The sequence below is a fragment of the Fluoribacter gormanii genome, assembly GCF_900156395.1.
Taxonomy (GTDB): domain Bacteria; phylum Pseudomonadota; class Gammaproteobacteria; order Legionellales; family Legionellaceae; genus Legionella; species Legionella gormanii.
In genome coordinates this window covers 111,474-127,700 of sequence record NZ_FTNL01000009.1, presented here as the reverse complement: position 1 = coordinate 127,700, position 16,227 = coordinate 111,474, and the positions used below count along the sequence as shown (strand labels likewise).

Genomic DNA, 16,227 nt, shown 5'->3' with positions numbered 1-16,227 from the left:
GGAGATCCCTCACCCTCGCTGCGCTCGGGTTCGGGATGACGTGGGGAGTTACAAAAAAGGTGATAAACAACAATATTAACTTGTCAAAAAGATGAAGATATCTCAGGATATTAACCCAGAGAGAACCATCATCTTAATTGGACTATATTGTAATTTAATTTTTAGTTATCTTGCGATTTATACAGTAGAAAATCCACCATCAGCTAAAATTATTTCGCCATTGATGTAATTTGACTTAATGATTGCTAGAGCCAGTTCAGCAATATCTTCTGGTTTTCCTGTTCGTTTTAGTGGTGTTTGGTTTTTAAATTTATTAACAGCTTCGCTAAAGTTTTCAGCGCGGGGAGTCATGATTAACCCGGGGGCTATTGCATTGGCTCTTATTTCAGGACCACAGTGTTTTGCTAAAAACTTGGTTAAATGATTAATTGCAGCTTTCGCAATCGAGTAGGGGATAGCGCTCGATGCGGATGCAGGATCAATTCCGGCACAAGAAGTAATATTAATAATATTTCCATCACCCGACTCTTTAAGATAAGGTAGGGCTTCACGGATGAGGCACCACGTACCGACGACGTTGATATTTAGGATTTGACTAAAATCATCATTGCTTATATCCAATATGTCTCCATTATTACGAAAGGATTGTCCTGCATTATTGATTAATATATCAATTTGACCAAAATGACCTGCAGTCTCAGTTATAATCCGTTTGCAATCTTCTTCGAGAGCTATATTCCCTTGAATGTAGCGTGCATTACCTAATTCTTGTGCTAATTGTTCCCCTTTTTCAATGGAGTTAACAGAGTTAATCACAGTTTTTGCACCTGCAGCAGAGAGCATTTTAGCAATACCTTCTCCTATTCCGCTGGTTGAACCGGTTATAATCGCAACTTTGTTTTTTAAATCGGACATGGAATTGTTTGCTTGAGAAAAATTAGCAAGAGTACAAAACAAAATTTGTAAAATCAATTGGGGATGAGTATCGTGCGAATTCAGACCATTAACATTAATGCATTGATTTAATATTATTTTTTCTCTTTATTTAGCCTTTAAGTGTGCGGAACTAGATAATATTTCTTCTGCAGGGCTGGGGACATCGTGCTTATCAAAAAAAGTATGCTTTAAAAATGAAAGCATTGTGTTTGATGTTTTCCTTGTTGTAGCGAGCGGCACAGGTGATGTATCAGGAGGGAATTGATGACACGCTTTTGCACTATAAGATGCTATAACATTCAGTGCTGTCTGATTATCGTGATTTTTTGCAATCTCGTAAGCGGTTTCTCCATTGAGGTTCATAAGCGCGGTATTGGCTCCCGCATCTAAAAGCAACTTAAATAGTGCAGGATTTTTTTGAGTATAAGAAGATTTACAGGCCAGCATTAAGGGGGTCATTTCCTTGCTGTCCTTGATATTCACATTAATATTTTTATCACGAAGCAACAATTGCACCACGCTTTCATTTCCATACTCACAGGCGACACCAAGAGGCGAGCGACCCTTATTACAGGGAATGTTGATGTCTATTTTTGGAATATTTTTCAGGTGATTCATAATATTCGAACGATTGCAGGCTGCAGCATAAAAGAATGCATGCTCTAGTTCGGATTGGCTAATTACAGAGGATTTATTATGTAATCTCAGTATTTTGGATACTGTATTTCGGTCATCATTTTGAACTCCAATGGCCAGTAGGCCATAACCGCGACAATTGTTGATTTGAGTGCTTTCTAAATTGACCGGGAACAATTCATCAAGAGATTGAATTTTCTGGATTAATCTTCGTTGCCCAGGTTTTGCAATGAAGGCGCAGTGAACTACTAATTGTTCACTGGTCTCAAAAAGAGATTGATATAGAACGGGACAAAGTTCTTCGCTCGTTAAAAGTTGATAAGGATAATCCTCACTTTGTTCATATAAGTGGTTGATATCCATGAATAACCATACATTATTTTTATGCTTTTTAAAGCCTACTGTGTGCTCTTCGCTACTACATACTATTACGACATCGTTTTTGATAAAGAGGATTTCATTGAGATTATTCAAAAATTTGTTGAGATCTTGAAAGGATGCAAAACTCATTGTTTTGCCAAATAAGTTTTTAACTGTATTTTGAGTTCTTGAGAAATGAAGCTGGATCATTTTGTAGATTGCATCAATATTAGATTGTTGGAGCGTTTGAGCATAGAATTCATAATAGTCATCAGGAGACTGAGCCAGGCATATGGCTTCAAAAAAAGGTCTTATTTCATTTCGTTTTTGTTCCTTTCTAGAAAGCGTTTGACTTGATTTTATTTTTTCAGTAATTGCATCCAGGCTATTGGGTAAAGTCTGCTTTTCCCGTTTAATCAGATTCAGGCGATTATAAAATTGATAGTCTAATCCCAGAGCTGCTTCTTGAGCCCAGGTTAATGTAAAACCATGACACACACCATCATCGTGTTGATAATTAAATTTATCAAAAAGAGCCAACAGCTCTTCGTGCTCTAAAGCATTACGTCTTGTTGTATATGTGAATAAAGTCGAGATTACTCGATTAAATGATATCAAATGCTGATGCACTACAATTAGCAGAAAGATTAAAATAAGCACAAAAAGGGCGTATATCATTTTACTAATTTAGTTAATTCCTTTATCAAATCAAATCATAATCTGTAAGCGAAAGCAACTTAGATAGAGGTTAAGGGATCCATGGATTTTTTGTTTCATGATCTTTTATACCGCTGCATAAGAAGTCTCAAAATGTATCAATAAGTTCTATAAAAATATGGACAAAATGGAACATGGAACTACACTTAATGTAACTAAAGTCTCATGTTTAAATGGCAGAATAATGATGGAAGGACTTATTTCTCTCTTATAAAGAGAAACTCCAAATAAACAAAGAGTCACGGAGGACACAATGAGAATTTGGCAATCAAGTGTAGTTGCAAGTTTATTGATGCTTTCCTTAAGTCAGGCCGATGCGCAAACGAACACTATTCCTCTTACCCCTACTAACAATATCACTGATTTTTCTCAATTGGTGGCAGCGGTTGAAAGTGGTAATGATGTTCGAGCGATTATTCATTTTGATAACTGTGAAGTGACAGGTTCCAAACCTCAGGATCAAATAAGAAAAAAATTGGATGGGGCCACAACTCGATTTAATTTTACCCAGTATTTTCATGGCAAAGAGAATGTGAATGATCGTTTAACAGATACTGTTACTACATCAATGAAAATTTTTATACAGAGTTCATCTGGGGAGTTCTTAACACTCTCGGGTCGATTAAGTGTTTTTGAGGATAATACGGCAACACTACATCTGGATTTCTTCGACCCCATTCTCCATCAACAAAAATTAGTTGTCGATTGGTCTTGTGCTATAAGTAACGGTGAAGACAATAATGGCTTGGTATTATTTAATTTCTCTTAGTGCACGAACTAGTCACGGGACGAAGGCGGTGAGGATGAGTTGTCAGCCTGCCCTAATTTTTTTTAAAAAAAAATTATTTGTTAATCAATCCTTAAGCTTAAGTGTTTTACACTGATAAAAAGTCAAGAGGAGATTAACATGTCAAACAAAAAACTCACTGAACGTTTGAACTATGAGCTTGATGAACTAGGTGTTCCAGCCTTAATGACAGAACGTGTTCAAGTATGTTCTAAACTATTTGAATTGCCTAAATTTAAAATAGAGGCGCTATTATATGGTGTTGCTCTAGATGCTCCTTCTATGCAGAAAATTGCTGATGAGCTTGAGGTGAGTTTTGATTGGCTACTTGGCCAATCAAAGGAAAAAACACGACATTAATCACAGAACTCCCGTATTAACAAGTCTAATACGGGAGTTATTTCATCTTTCTCAACATTTTTTTAAAAAATTTGCTCTCTGAGTGAACATCAGGGTGGTTCCGGTTTGACGGATATGTTTTGTCATACTAATCTGTAATTATCTATTTTATTCAAGAGATACTATGACATGGAATCGTTTCTTAAGTAGAGGGTGTTACTCTCGCAATGAAGCATTCTTTAACTCTAGGGAATCTCAAAATAAATTTGTTCTAATTGTTCTTATCGTACTGTTGTTATCTTATGCCACCATAGCGAGTGCCTTGAATGTCGAACTGAGTGAGACAAGCCCTACATCACCTGCAGTATTGACTCAAGATGAAGCGCTCTATGTTCTTATTCATTATCAAAGTGAACAGCCCTTACGTTTCCAGGCTATAGGAAAATATCTTGGAAAGGAGATAAAGACTAATATCCGTATGAATCCTTCCCAAGCCTACCCTGCAGGTGAAGGTCAAGCTATTGCTTGGGTGTCTTATACCAAGGAAATACAGATCGATTCAGTACTTGTTACGGTATATGATGCCAACTGGCAACCTCTGGAAACCCAATCAATCTCAATTTCAGCTATATGGCAGGAGGATAACGGTACTTTATCAAATCCCAAGGCTTCTTGGGTCAATGCGTTGAATCAACAGCAGCAAGCCAGTATGAAAATACCTCAAGAACCTCTTTCAACTTGGGATATTCTGTTCATACAGTTACTTTATTTTTCCATACCCATGTACTGGATTTTACAGCTTAGATTGTTATGGAAATGGTCTGGTAGATGGCGTAAGCTTGCTTGCATTCCTTTATTAATCAGTATTCCTTTAGTAGCGTATACTGTTTTTGCTCTGTGTGCAGGATCAAATTTGTGGCCCTTGATGATGCTTTTTATTACACCAGTTACTTTATTATTGCTGTTAAGCATTATGGGATATAAAAAAATGAGGGCAAATAGTTGATTGTAGTTCCTCCTTATTCAAACTTTATCTTTGTAACAACTCACCAAATAAAGAATGCGCTTATAGATGAAGCAGATAATCAATAAAAACACTCAGGATAAATTAGGGGTCAATAAGGACTAGGTGGGCGTCAATATTATGAGTCGTGTGTCTATAATATAATAAGGATGTGCAGATTGAGGTTATTATGAGAGCCAGAATTCTATTTGAATCGAAAAAACTAGATGAAATAGAAGCTTTTTCACCGGATGCGCGGCACGTTAGTGCCTATGCTGTATTGTTAAGAGATTTAGTGCAACAACTCGAAAAATATTTTGTTAAAGATGAAAAAAATTTAAAGACCTATGCTCTGCAATTTTTTGAACCGCAATCAAAAATATTTACTCTAGATAAAAAGTCGTTAAGCCTCATCCTTGAACATTTGGCAGGCGTGATGGATCAACACATAGTGTCGTTTATTGAATATGACTTAAAACACTATCGTGAACAGGAATATGGAATCCCTGTAGATGCTGATTATAGAACTATAAACAAAATAATGAGAGAACTCGCATTAAATCGTCGGACGGAAAAAAAAACAATGACCGAAAACGAGGAGGACGCATATTTTGATTTCTTTTTAAAAGAAGAACTTAAAAAATATTACGCTCAGCGCAATGATTTTGCTGAATATTTTGCTGCTCATTATCCTCAAATGGAACAATCACTTCGTCAAATTCAACAAGATGCGATACGTAATATCGAGAAAATGCTTCAGCGCATTGAACAGGATTTCCCCCTGCTGGAAAAAGGATTTTTAAGTCATATGATAGAGCCAAAACTGGTTGGTATTACGCCAAGCGGGAGCGATATGCATAAGCAAGGTCAACAAGTTTATTTTTTGACGTTTAGAGATAAGGACGAAATAGAACTTAAAATTGTTTATAAACCAACTTCTGTTCAAGCAGATACCATGTTAGTCGGTGATGTGAAAAAATTAAAAGGCTTAGATGCAAGTTATGAAGGGCATGAGAGTTTAGCAGAACTATTTAATAGGCGAGCTCTGGAAACTATTCCAACTTATTTAATACTGCCAAGAACTGACGACCCAGCCTCCGAATCTGTTACACAGCACTATGGTTACATTGAATTTTTACCATCACAATCGCACCTGGACTATGATATGGCAACAAAAGCAGGGCGGACTAAGTTTCACGAAGCATTATCTTTAGCCGCTCTAGATGAGAATTCTTCTTGTATTTTGAGAACAGAAAAAGAAGCACAACAATTTTCATACATTATGGGCATGACTACTCTATTAATTCAATCTGTTTCTGGTTCTGATTTTCATCATGAAAATCTGATTGTTTCTCGAAAAAAACCTACTATTATTGATGCAGAATGTATTTTTAATCCACTTGTAACGCCAACATTTTCGGGATGTTCTTTTCTTTTTCAGCCCCCGCAAGGACCATTAACTGGAGCAATCTCACCCTTTTCAATGAACTGTGAGACTCATTATTATCATAGTGATATGAATAATAAAATTGAAGGAGCAAGAGAGTTCACGGCAAAAAATCGTGCCTATTATTATGATGCTGATACACAACAATTAACTTCCTATGTAGTTGATCAAGAATCTTTTATGGCTGGGTATCGTCACGGTTTAAATGTTATTACGGAAGATAATGATTTTTTAGCATGGTTTGATCAGGAAAAAGTAAGAGAAATGTGTATTCGTATTCTTCCTTTTGCAACTCAGGATTTTGGAAGACAAAATATTTACTATTGTAGCCAAAACTTTTCTTATGACTCATTTAAAGAATATGCTGACAAGAAGTTAAAAACAGGTTTGCAGGCATATCAAGATGATTTAAGTCAGTATGATAAAATTCAATCACAAAAAGAAGATAAATGTGTCAAGGAAGAACAATGTGAAGCGAGGATCTCAAGATATTTGCCGGTAATGCCTTTGCCTAAGGCTGTTATTTATTCTGACGAGAATAATCATGAAGGAGAATTATTAAAAGAAGCGGCATCTGCTTCAATTCCTTACTATTGTACGCGAGCTGATGATTTGCAACTTTATGACTTTAAAGGTAAACCAATTTTTATTCCATTAAAATTCTTTATGGCAAGAGAAGAAGTGTTTAATCAAGAATATGGTGAAGGCATTGGAATAGATGCAAATGCTTTTTTTATGAAATCACCATTAGATTTCGCCCGAGAAAGGGCGGCCGCTATCGTGCGTAATCAAGAACTTAGAGAATTGATGTGTGAGGATGCCCAAAACAATCTTGTCTTATTGCATGCAGGCTTAGATTATCATATCGAATTAGAAGCAGAATATGTTGTTTCGATGACGGTGCAACCCCAAGTAATTGCGAATAACTCTTTTGCAGGAGGGTAATAAATCCTGCTGTCAATTTTTAGCGGCTTTTTAATAAAAACAGGAAACTGTGTACTGCCCATTTACCTTAATTTTGATAAGTAAAACCCGCAATTGTATAAATAACATCTGAAAATTAAAATGAACCCTTGATTTATGGTCGTTGGAGTGTACTATTTTTCAACAAAAAACTTTGCTTTGAATTGTTAATAATAAAGGAATATGACAATGTCAGAAAAAATAAAAGGAACAGTGAAATGGTTCAATGAACGCAAAGGGTTTGGATTTATTCAAAGTAATGGTCAGGAGTATTTTGTACATTTTAGCTCCATTCTAGGAAATGGTTTTAAAACGCTTCGAGAAGGTGATGCGGTTTTTTTTAAACAAGGTAAAGGGCAGAAAGGTCTTTTAGCGGAAGAAGTGCAAGTGATTTAGTTTTATTTAGGGCTACCCAAATATTTTCGAGCCAATTGATAACTGTTAGGGCGTTGTAAATTAAAATAAGTTAATGAAACCCACCATTGAATCTCGCGGGCCCGGGCCCGCGAATCTTCAAGAAAAAACCACATTAATTTTTTTCGATATTAATAAATAGAAACAGAACTATGTATTATCATATGAACTGGCGCTTAGGCCTCAACTTCTTCTGGCAAATCAGCATCAATTTTTGATGAGAATTCGTTTTTCATTGCATATTTTTTCAAAAGATAAACCACGATTCCATCGATTTGATTGTCTATTTCTTCAAACGTCTCTATGTTTTTATTGTCCATAATAACTCCATTCTTTAGGTTACTCTAATGTATTAATCGAGCTACAGCGCAACTAGGCTTTTACATATGAAACATTGATACTAATACGGGCACATCAGTAAGCATGTTTGATGATTGAATCACCAAATAAAATTCGATTGAAAATCATTCTAGTCTATTCGTTTTCTGGAATAAAGTGTTTGTTGAACTTCTTAATCAGCAATTGCAGCCATTTTAATTTCCATATACTTTTTTTAACAATCGTGGATCGTGCTTATAAAATTAAGGAAAACAGGTATACATTGCATTCCTTTTGGAAGGGAGCGTTGACTTGGTTACGACTAAGTTCAACGCTACAATGGGAGAATAATTTATCTTAGGCTTTTGCAACGTTTGTTTTCATATACATACCCGCCTCAAAATGACCCGGGATATTACAGGCGATGACAACATCATGTTTTGAATTGGCTTTAAATTTCCAGGTCAACTTTTTGGTTTCACCAGGGTTAACAGTAATTGTATTGCCATCTTCATGAACCATTCCTGGCATGGCACGCATCATTTTTTGGTGGGCTTTTTGTTCTTCTTCATCACCTATAGAAAACTCGTGCGCTACCTTTCCCATATTTGTTACTTCAAATGTGATAATTTCGCCATCATGAAATTCGGGTTTTTGTGAAAAAGTAAAGCGCATATCATCCGAAGCGGTTACCTTTATTGTTTTGGTGGTTTTTGTTGCATGCGCGGGACTTCCTATTGAGCTTGTTTCATGGTGAGAATGTGCAAATGATGAATTTATAGAAATTCCTGAACAGAAACCAGCTAAAATAATTATTCTTGAAAATGCTGTGGCCATATTTGAAATCCTGTTAATCAATAGTGTTGATGACTCTAAAAAATCTTAGTGTATCATTTTCTTTCAAAAATAGATGCTTTCCCAAACCCTTAAAGTTTGTAAAAAATTGATTCATATCTGGTTGTTTAGAGCGATTTTTTAATTAGAAGCTAGGGTAAACCCGTAAATCATCGAATGTATTTCATGATGGTTTCATTTTAAAAAAACTCATACAGTTTAATTTGAAAAAAGCAGTTGCAGTCATCAATATGCCTAAAGTACTGCATTAACAGTTTTTTTCAGATTTATATCCAGCCTTTATTTCGTTATCAATTACTCTATAAAACTTTATGCGACTTGTTTGTGCATTTAAAAAAATCAAACAAGTCGCTAAAGCCCTTAAGAAAAAAATAACAATAATTAACGGCAGTTTCACAGTATTCTGATTTTGCTCTGGTGACGGATAATTTAGATATTAGTGTTTGTGTCTATGGTGAATATCTGGAAAATGAGGATGAGAATGATATAAAGGCTTATGTTTATGCCAATGGCTATGAGGCTCTCCTGATGGATCTGTAGGTTGATGCTCATGTTGGTGATGGTCATCGTGAACATGTCGATGATCATGCTCCATTTCTTCATGGTGATGTCCATGAGCGTGATATTCTGAAACATGCAGCCAAATGCCAAATCCCATAAAGAGGGATGCAAGAATAAGTTGTAAGCTTACTGATTCGTTTAAAAAGATAATTGCAAGCCCAGCTCCAACGAAGGGGGCAAGTGAAAAATAAGCTCCCGTTCGTGCAGTACCTATGTAGCGTAATCCCAGAATGAATAATAATAAACTTAACCCATAACCTAGAAAACCAACTATTCCTGCGAAGAATAGAAAAGCATCTGCAGGAAGAATGGCTCCATAAGTTATGGCAATAACCGTATTGGTCAATCCTGCAATGAGACTTTTAATCATTGCAATTTGCAAAGGATTTGCAGCAGAGATTTTTCGAGTTAGGTTATTGTCCAGTGCCCAACAAAAACATGCTGCAGTAATCAGTACAGGACCTGAAAAATTTTGATATGTGAAACTTTCCTTCCAGGACAGCATCATGCTTCCAACCACAATGGACATCATACCTAAGGCAATATTGCGATCAACGTGTTCTTTAAATGCAATCCAGGCAATTAAGGCGGTAAATACGGATTCAAGATTTAATAATAACGAGGCAGACGCTGCAGGAAGCCTTATTAAACCTGCCATCAATAAAACGGGTCCAATAATGCCTCCAAGGAGTACGGCGCTGCAGAGCCAAGGAACATCACTATATCTGAGTGATGCTTCATTTTTTCCGGATTTAGGGAAACAAGATTGAATAAAAAATATAATGAATAAGCCAATAGCAGAACCTAGATAAAGTAATCCTGCTAACAATAATGGATTAATTTTTTCTAATAAAAATTTAGCTGCTGGTGTCGCGGCGCCAAATAATATTGCAGAAAAAATTGCATACCAGTATCCTGGATTTGTGTTCTTTTTGTTATTCATAATATCTAGCATAGCTTAAAATGCTTATATTACACTGGTATCGATATACCTTTTATCCAAGATTAAAACAAATGCTTTGCCCCAAAATAGATTGCATGTATTGAAGAACGAGTTTGGGTTTATTGGGTCAGTTATGGCAATTAAATGGTATAAAACTAAAGTAAATCAGGTTACACTGGAACAGTATTATGGAATAAATAATCAAAGGTAAGGAATGCGCTATATTGGTTTTACCGTTATTTTAGTGATGAGCTTCACATGTTTTGAAGCGTTAGCGGCTGCTCCCCTTACATTCAAAGAAGCTTTAGAGATTGCCTATCGTAATAATCCTGAATTGCAAGCAGAAATGGATAAAGCGCAAGCGATGCGCGGTTATTTTATCCAAAGCGGCCTCTATCCTAATCCTCAATTGACGTTAACTGCAGAAAATTTTGGTGGCTCCGGCAGCTATTCGGGGTATGAAGCAGCAGAAACTACGGCATCTGTGACCCAGCCCATTCCTTTGGGGCATCGCCTTGATTATCTTAAAAAAGCAACCTATGCAGACTATCTCGCGTCCTTGGCTCAGATTAAGGTTCAGAAAGCGGCACTTTATATACTTGTCGGTGTGACCTATGTTGATGCTTTGTATGCAGGGCAATGGCATCAAGTGACTAAAAAATTAATTCACTTAAATGAGCGTATTGTGGCTGCAATTGAGCGACGTGTTCAGGCTGGAGTAGGTACGGAGTTGGATTTGCGATTAGCGCAAGGACGTTTAGGTGAGGCTCGCATCCAGGAAAAAAAAGCGATGCGTGATGCACTTTCTCAACGAGCAAAGCTTGCTCGTTTATTAGGTGATGGATTAAGAATTGACCAACCTTTGGTGGATAAAGGTTTGCCCGACGTGGTATTAGATTGGGCTGCTCTCTTAAAAAAATTGCCGCAAAATCCGCAATTAATCCAAATGCAACTGCAACTCCGTGCCAAACGTGCAACCATTACCGCGGTTAAAAAATCAGTTTGGCCTGATTTAAATATACAATTAGGAGGTCGTCATTTCTCCGATGATGGGAGTAATGCAGCAGTAATATCCACCTTTGCAGAAGTGCCAGTTTTTGATCGAAATCAAGGAAAAATTCTGACGGCAGAAGCGCAATACACGCAAACGGCACATGCCTATCAAGGAGCACGACTTGATGTGCGGCAAAATATCTATAATGTTTTTTTGCAAGCACAGCAGAGTCAGTACGAAGCGAACTTGGTTACGGAATCTTTATTGCCGCTAGCTCATAAATCGATCAAGCTGGCCAGGGATGGGTATCAAATGGGACGATATACCTATATTGAATTATCTACCGCATTAAATACGTTATATGAAGAGGAGCGACACTATCAACAAGCCCATGCGGATTATCATAAAACACTAATTCAGCTTACGGGGCTTTTAGGACTTAATCCGGCTAAGGAGAGTAAATGAAATTGCCAAAATCAGGGGTTTCTTTTCTATTATTGCTTGTTTTTTTACTTGGGTTAAGTTTGATGTTCTGGGCAGGTCAGAGTACTCATAAAGCGGATGAAGGAAGTCAACAAGAAACCTGGGAAAGGGGGCCACAGGGAGGTCGCTTATTTAAAGAAGGTGATTTGTCCTTGGAACTTTTAATATTTGAGCGGGGGATGCCGCCCCATTTTAGAGGCTACCTTTATAAGAATGGGAAAATTATTGCCCCGGATAACGCGCATTTAACTCTTTTATTAACACGATTTAATGGCAAAAAAGAGAAGATTTCCTTTATTCCGGCAAATCACTTTTTAGAAAGTAATGAAGTGATTCGCGAACCTCATTCTTTTGATGTTAGGGTTCAATTAGAGTATTCAGGAAAGCAGATGAATTGGAGCTATGCTTCTTATGAAGGACGTGTACAGATAGGAGCCGTAGTCCTTAAAGCAGCCGAGATCCAGACTGCTGTGGTACAACGTCATGAAATCAAAACTCAATTGAATGTAGTAGGAAAAATTCTCCCTAATCGTGATACATTGGCACCGATTTATGCGCGCTATCCTGGGATCATTAAATCAATGGCTAAAAATCTTGGTGAGGAGGTTACAAAAGGAGATGTGTTAGCCACTGTTGAAAGTAATGAAAGTTTACAAAACTACAGCATCACGGCACCAATTACCGGTACTGTTGTACAAAAAAATGCGACAAATGGGGAGTTAACTCAAAATACCAAACCGATTTATGAGGTAGCAAATTTAGCGAATGTATGGGCTGATTTTACTTTATATCGTAAAGATGCTCCCCTTGTGAAGCAAGGAATGGAGGTTATTGTCACGGGAGATGAAGGAAAACCTAAAACCTTCAGTACTATTTCCTATATCTCTCCTTTAGGAATTGAAGACAGTCAAACGAATTTAGCGCGAGCTATTCTTCCCAATGAGGAGCGTGTCTGGTTGCCTGGCATGTACATTAATGGTGCGATTATCATTAATAAAAAAACAGTTCCAGTGGCTGTTCCTCTCTCCGCAATTCAGAAAATGAATGAAAAAGATGTGGTTTTTGTTCAGCAAGGTGATTATTTTGAGGCAACCCCTGTTCTTTTAGGACAGGAAGATGGGCAATGGGCAGAGGTTCTTTCAGGTCTTGATGCCGGTCAGCGCTATGTCAGTAAAAACAGTTTCTACATTAAAGCGGAATTAGGCAAGGAAGGAGCCAGTCATGAGGATTAAGGATACAAGATGCTTGAAAAAATTATACACTTCGCTCTAAGACATCGTTGGTTTGTCCTTTTATTTACAATAATTGTCGCATTGCTTGGTGTCTATAATTTCCAGCGTCTTCCAATTGATGCAGTACCTGATATTACGAACGTCCAAGTACAGATTAATACCCAAGCCTCGGGTTATTCCCCGTTTGAAGTAGAGCAACGCATCACTTTTCCTATTGAATTGGCGATGAGTGGTCTGCCCAATTTAGATTACACGCGTTCTTTATCGCGTTATGGGTTATCCCAAGTTACCGTGGTATTTAAAGATGGGACGAATATTTATTTTGCACGTCAGTTGATCAATGAGCGTTTGCAAGAGGTTAAAGATAAACTTCCGGCAGAAGCAGAAACGACACTCGGTCCTATTTCTACTGGTTTGGGTGAGATATTTATGTACATTGTGAAGAATAAGTCTAATGTGCCTGTGTCTCAACGTTATAATCCTACAGAGCTTCGTACGATTCAAGATTGGCTCATTAAACCCCAGTTACGTAATGTGGAAGGCGTTGCAGAGGTTAATACGATTGGCGGTTATGAAAAGCAATTTCACATTACACCTGAACCGAGCAAACTGGTTCGTTATGGTTTGAGTTTAAATAGTGTGGTTGAGGCGTTACAGCGTAACAATGCCAATGTAGGGGCAGGATATATTGAGCGCAATGGCGAGCAGAATCTCATTCGAATTCCAGGGCAGGTGAAAAATATAGCTGATATTGAAAATATTGTAATCGCCAGTTTTGAGGGAACTCCTGTTCGCATCCGCGATGTGGCAAATGTCATTTTAGGAAAAGAGCTACGCACCGGTGCTGCAACGGAAAACAGCAAGGAAGTGGTTTTAGGTACGGTGTTTATGTTGATGGGGGAAAACAGCCGTACGGTGTCGGAGCGTGTGGCTGCCAAGATGAAGGAAATTAATAAATCACTTCCTGATGGAGTCGAGGCGGTTACTGTTTATAACCGAACCTCACTCGTTAACGCGACGATTAACACCGTCAAAAAAAATCTACTTGAAGGTGCTTTGCTGGTTTGTGTCATTTTATTTTTATTTTTGGGAAATATTCGCGCCGCATTGATTACCGCTATGGTTATTCCCTTATCGATGCTGCTGACAATTACGGGGATGGTCAGCAATCAAATCAGTGCCAATTTGATGAGTTTGGGAGCCCTTGATTTTGGTTTAATCGTTGATGGTGCCGTAATTATTGTTGAAAATTGCATGAAACATTTGGGGGAGCAACAGCATCGACTACAACGTACTTTAAACCTTGAAGAACGCTTAAAAGTGATTGCCTATGCGACTACTGAAGTCATCAGGCCCAGTATTTTTGGCGTATTTATTATTACTGTAGTTTATCTCCCTATCTTAACCTTAACGGGTGTAGAGGGAAAAATGTTTTTGCCTATGGCGGAAACGGTGATTATCGCATTAATGGCGTCAATGCTATTCGCCTTAACTTTTGTGCCAGCTGCAGTGGCTATATTTCTAAGGGGGCGTATTCAAGAAAAAGAAAATTGGTTGGTAGAACGTATTTCATCAGGATACGCACGAGTTTTGCGATATTGTTTCCATGCTCGATATGGGGTAATTAGCGCGGCTGTCATTTTGGTTGTCATTAGTCTTCTGATTGCTTTTCGCTTGGGTGGTGAATTTATCCCAAGCCTTGATGAAGGGGATATAGCCATGCATGCAATGCGTATTCCTGGTACCAGTTTAACCCAAGCTATTGCGATGCAAGATTTAGTCGAACAAAGGATTAAGCAGTTTCCCGAAGTACAGATTGTTTTTTCCAAATTAGGTACAGCCGAAGTCGCTACAGATCCAATGCCGCCCAATGTTGCTGATACGTTTATTATGCTAAAACCACGTAAAGAATGGCCTGATCCTAAAAAAACAAAACAGGATTTAGTGCAAGAAATCGAAGAGGCTTTGAATCAAATTCCAGGAAATAATTATGAATTTACCCAGCCGATTCAAATGCGTTTTAATGAGCTAATTTCTGGGGTGCGGAGTGACGTAGCAGTAAAAGTATTCGGAGATGATATGAGTACCTTACGCGATATTGCTGAGTCAATTAGTACACAGCTTAAGAGAGTACCAGGCGCTGCTGATGTGAAAGTAGAACAGGTAAGTGGTTTACCCTTACTCACTATTGAAATGAATCGAGATATACTGGCTCGTTATGGTTTGCAGGCAAGTACAGTTCAAGATGCTATTGTCATTGCAACAGGTGGTAAGAAAGGGGGAGAGCTTTTTGAAGGGGATAAGCGTTTTGATTTAATCGTACGTTTACCAGAGCCATTGCGTTCAAGCTCTGAGGTTTTAAGGCAAATTTTTGTTCCATTACCACCAGCAAAAGATGGAGAGCTTCATTTTATACCCTTGAGTGAATTAGCTAAAACAGTACGAAGTGAAAGCCCTAATCAAATTAGTCGGGAGAGTGGCAAGCGTCGCGTGGTGGTTACGGCGAATGTCAGAAATCGCGATTTAAGTTCGTTTATCAATGAGGCCAAACAACGCATCGAACAAAATGTTCAATTGCCCAGTGGCTATTGGATTACTTGGGGAGGGCAGTTTGAACAATTGCAATCTGCGTCGCAACGTTTACAGCTTGTGGTACCGGTTACATTATTAGGTATTTTTTTATTACTGTTTATGAGTTTCGGTAATGTCCGGAATGCACTATTAGTTTTTTCCGGTATTCCTCTTGCTCTAACTGGGGGAGTATTGGCCTTGTGCTTACGAGGTATTCCGTTGTCCATTTCTGCCGGGGTAGGATTTATTGCTTTGTCTGGGGTGGCTGTTTTAAATGGTCTTGTGATGATTACTTTTATTAACAAGTTACGTGAGCAGAAAAAATTTTATTTAAAAGATGCGGTATTGCAAGGCTCATTGGCAAGGCTTAGGCCAGTACTAATGACAGCACTGGTTGCTTCTTTGGGATTTGTCCCCATGGCTTTAGCAACTGGCACCGGTTCTGAAGTACAAAGACCTTTAGCGACAGTAGTTATTGGCGGAATTATTTCTTCTACCTTTTTAACGCTACTGGTTTTGCCAGGTTTATATTATGTGTTTCATCAACGCTATAAAAAGAGTAAATGAATGTTGCTATTAAAAGTCAATGGCTTTGCTTTTAGCGTGAATTGTGTTTGCAGTTCTTTTAAGGTAATTTAGATTTAAATACAAAATTTTACCTATGGAAG

Annotated in this window: 13 protein-coding genes; 8 read left to right on the top strand and 5 right to left on the bottom strand. The window is 37.8% G+C overall.

Features of this window, described 5'->3' with window-relative positions; translation table 11 throughout:
* Window positions 1-177 precede the first annotated feature (177 nt).
* Window positions 178-915, bottom strand: a complete 738-nt coding sequence (locus BW930_RS07510; protein WP_058468538.1) for an SDR family NAD(P)-dependent oxidoreductase — start codon at window positions 913-915, stop codon at window positions 178-180.
* Window positions 916-1,041: 126 nt separating this feature from the next.
* The gene (ankG, locus tag BW930_RS07505) at window positions 1,042-2,610 is read right to left on the bottom strand and encodes a Dot/Icm T4SS effector AnkG/AnkZ/LegA7 (protein WP_058468537.1); all 1,569 of its coding nucleotides are present in this window, start codon (window positions 2,608-2,610) and stop codon (window positions 1,042-1,044) included.
* A gap of 292 nt (window positions 2,611-2,902) precedes the next feature.
* Here ankG and BW930_RS07500 point away from each other — a divergent pair, with 292 nt between their 5' ends.
* The 5 genes from BW930_RS07500 to BW930_RS07480 all read left to right on the top strand — a co-directional run bounded on the left by BW930_RS07500 (window position 2,903) and on the right by BW930_RS07480 (window position 7,584).
* Window positions 2,903-3,418: a VirK family protein gene (locus tag BW930_RS07500; RefSeq protein WP_058468536.1), complete on the top strand. Its 516-nt coding sequence runs from the start codon at window positions 2,903-2,905 to the stop codon at window positions 3,416-3,418.
* 138 nt (window positions 3,419-3,556) lie between these two features.
* Window positions 3,557-3,796 carry a hypothetical protein gene (locus tag BW930_RS07495; protein ID WP_058468535.1) on the top strand — a complete coding sequence of 80 codons (240 nt, stop codon included), beginning with the start codon at window positions 3,557-3,559 and terminating at the stop codon, window positions 3,794-3,796.
* Window positions 3,797-3,959: 163 nt separating this feature from the next.
* Window positions 3,960-4,781 (top strand): hypothetical protein, encoded by an 822-nt coding sequence (locus BW930_RS07490; protein ID WP_238587882.1) that lies wholly within the window; start codon window positions 3,960-3,962, stop codon window positions 4,779-4,781.
* A 187-nt stretch (window positions 4,782-4,968) separates the two neighbouring features.
* Entirely contained in the window at window positions 4,969-7,170 is a 2,202-nt protein-coding gene (locus tag BW930_RS07485) for a DUF4135 domain-containing protein (RefSeq protein WP_058468534.1), read from the top strand.
* Window positions 7,171-7,377: 207 nt separating this feature from the next.
* Entirely contained in the window at window positions 7,378-7,584 is a 207-nt protein-coding gene (locus BW930_RS07480; protein WP_058468533.1) for a cold-shock protein, read from the top strand.
* Between the two features lie 194 nt (window positions 7,585-7,778).
* Here BW930_RS07480 and BW930_RS17125 read toward each other — a convergent pair whose 3' ends face one another.
* The 3 genes from BW930_RS17125 to BW930_RS07470 form a co-directional block, all read right to left on the bottom strand.
* Window positions 7,779-7,922: a hypothetical protein gene (locus BW930_RS17125; RefSeq protein WP_165481612.1), complete on the bottom strand. Its 144-nt coding sequence runs from the start codon at window positions 7,920-7,922 to the stop codon at window positions 7,779-7,781.
* A gap of 355 nt (window positions 7,923-8,277) precedes the next feature.
* The gene (locus BW930_RS07475; RefSeq protein WP_058468532.1) at window positions 8,278-8,757 is read right to left on the bottom strand and encodes a cupredoxin domain-containing protein; all 480 of its coding nucleotides are present in this window, start codon (window positions 8,755-8,757) and stop codon (window positions 8,278-8,280) included.
* A 454-nt stretch (window positions 8,758-9,211) separates the two neighbouring features.
* The gene (locus BW930_RS07470) at window positions 9,212-10,279 is read right to left on the bottom strand and encodes a DMT family transporter (protein WP_058468531.1); all 1,068 of its coding nucleotides are present in this window, start codon (window positions 10,277-10,279) and stop codon (window positions 9,212-9,214) included.
* Window positions 10,280-10,493: 214 nt separating this feature from the next.
* On the opposite strand from BW930_RS07470, the gene BW930_RS07465 reads away from it, so the two are divergent.
* Genes BW930_RS07465 through BW930_RS07455 form a run of 3 tightly spaced genes read left to right on the top strand, consistent with a single transcriptional unit; the run spans window position 10,494 to window position 16,126 of the window.
* The gene (locus BW930_RS07465) at window positions 10,494-11,738 is read left to right on the top strand and encodes a TolC family protein (RefSeq protein ID WP_058468530.1); all 1,245 of its coding nucleotides are present in this window, start codon (window positions 10,494-10,496) and stop codon (window positions 11,736-11,738) included.
* Window positions 11,735-12,988 carry a permuted SH3 domain-containing protein gene (locus BW930_RS07460; RefSeq protein WP_058468529.1) on the top strand — a complete coding sequence of 418 codons (1,254 nt, stop codon included), beginning with the start codon at window positions 11,735-11,737 and terminating at the stop codon, window positions 12,986-12,988. The genes BW930_RS07465 and BW930_RS07460 overlap by 4 nt, the downstream gene beginning before the upstream one ends.
* A gap of 9 nt (window positions 12,989-12,997) precedes the next feature.
* Window positions 12,998-16,126: a CusA/CzcA family heavy metal efflux RND transporter gene (locus BW930_RS07455; RefSeq protein WP_058468528.1), complete on the top strand. Its 3,129-nt coding sequence runs from the start codon at window positions 12,998-13,000 to the stop codon at window positions 16,124-16,126.
* Window positions 16,127-16,227: the final 101 nt, after the last annotated feature.

What these genes read in the sequence shown, in the direction of transcription:
- BW930_RS07510 (WP_058468538.1), bottom strand. Translation starts at nt 915, where the DNA reads ATGTCCGATTTAAAAAACAAAGTTGCGATTATAACCGGTTCAACCAGC.
- ankG (WP_058468537.1), bottom strand. Translation starts at nt 2,610, where the DNA reads ATGATATACGCCCTTTTTGTGCTTATTTTAATCTTTCTGCTAATTGTA.
- BW930_RS07500 (WP_058468536.1), top strand. Translation starts at nt 2,903, where the DNA reads ATGAGAATTTGGCAATCAAGTGTAGTTGCAAGTTTATTGATGCTTTCC.
- BW930_RS07495 (WP_058468535.1), top strand. Translation starts at nt 3,557, where the DNA reads ATGTCAAACAAAAAACTCACTGAACGTTTGAACTATGAGCTTGATGAA.
- BW930_RS07490 (WP_238587882.1), top strand. Translation starts at nt 3,960, where the DNA reads ATGACATGGAATCGTTTCTTAAGTAGAGGGTGTTACTCTCGCAATGAA.
- BW930_RS07485 (WP_058468534.1), top strand. Translation starts at nt 4,969, where the DNA reads ATGAGAGCCAGAATTCTATTTGAATCGAAAAAACTAGATGAAATAGAA.
- BW930_RS07480 (WP_058468533.1), top strand. Translation starts at nt 7,378, where the DNA reads ATGTCAGAAAAAATAAAAGGAACAGTGAAATGGTTCAATGAACGCAAA.
- BW930_RS17125 (WP_165481612.1), bottom strand. Translation starts at nt 7,922, where the DNA reads ATGGACAATAAAAACATAGAGACGTTTGAAGAAATAGACAATCAAATC.
- BW930_RS07475 (WP_058468532.1), bottom strand. Translation starts at nt 8,757, where the DNA reads ATGGCCACAGCATTTTCAAGAATAATTATTTTAGCTGGTTTCTGTTCA.
- BW930_RS07470 (WP_058468531.1), bottom strand. Translation starts at nt 10,279, where the DNA reads ATGAATAACAAAAAGAACACAAATCCAGGATACTGGTATGCAATTTTT.
- BW930_RS07465 (WP_058468530.1), top strand. Translation starts at nt 10,494, where the DNA reads ATGCGCTATATTGGTTTTACCGTTATTTTAGTGATGAGCTTCACATGT.
- BW930_RS07460 (WP_058468529.1), top strand. Translation starts at nt 11,735, where the DNA reads ATGAAATTGCCAAAATCAGGGGTTTCTTTTCTATTATTGCTTGTTTTT.
- BW930_RS07455 (WP_058468528.1), top strand. Translation starts at nt 12,998, where the DNA reads ATGCTTGAAAAAATTATACACTTCGCTCTAAGACATCGTTGGTTTGTC.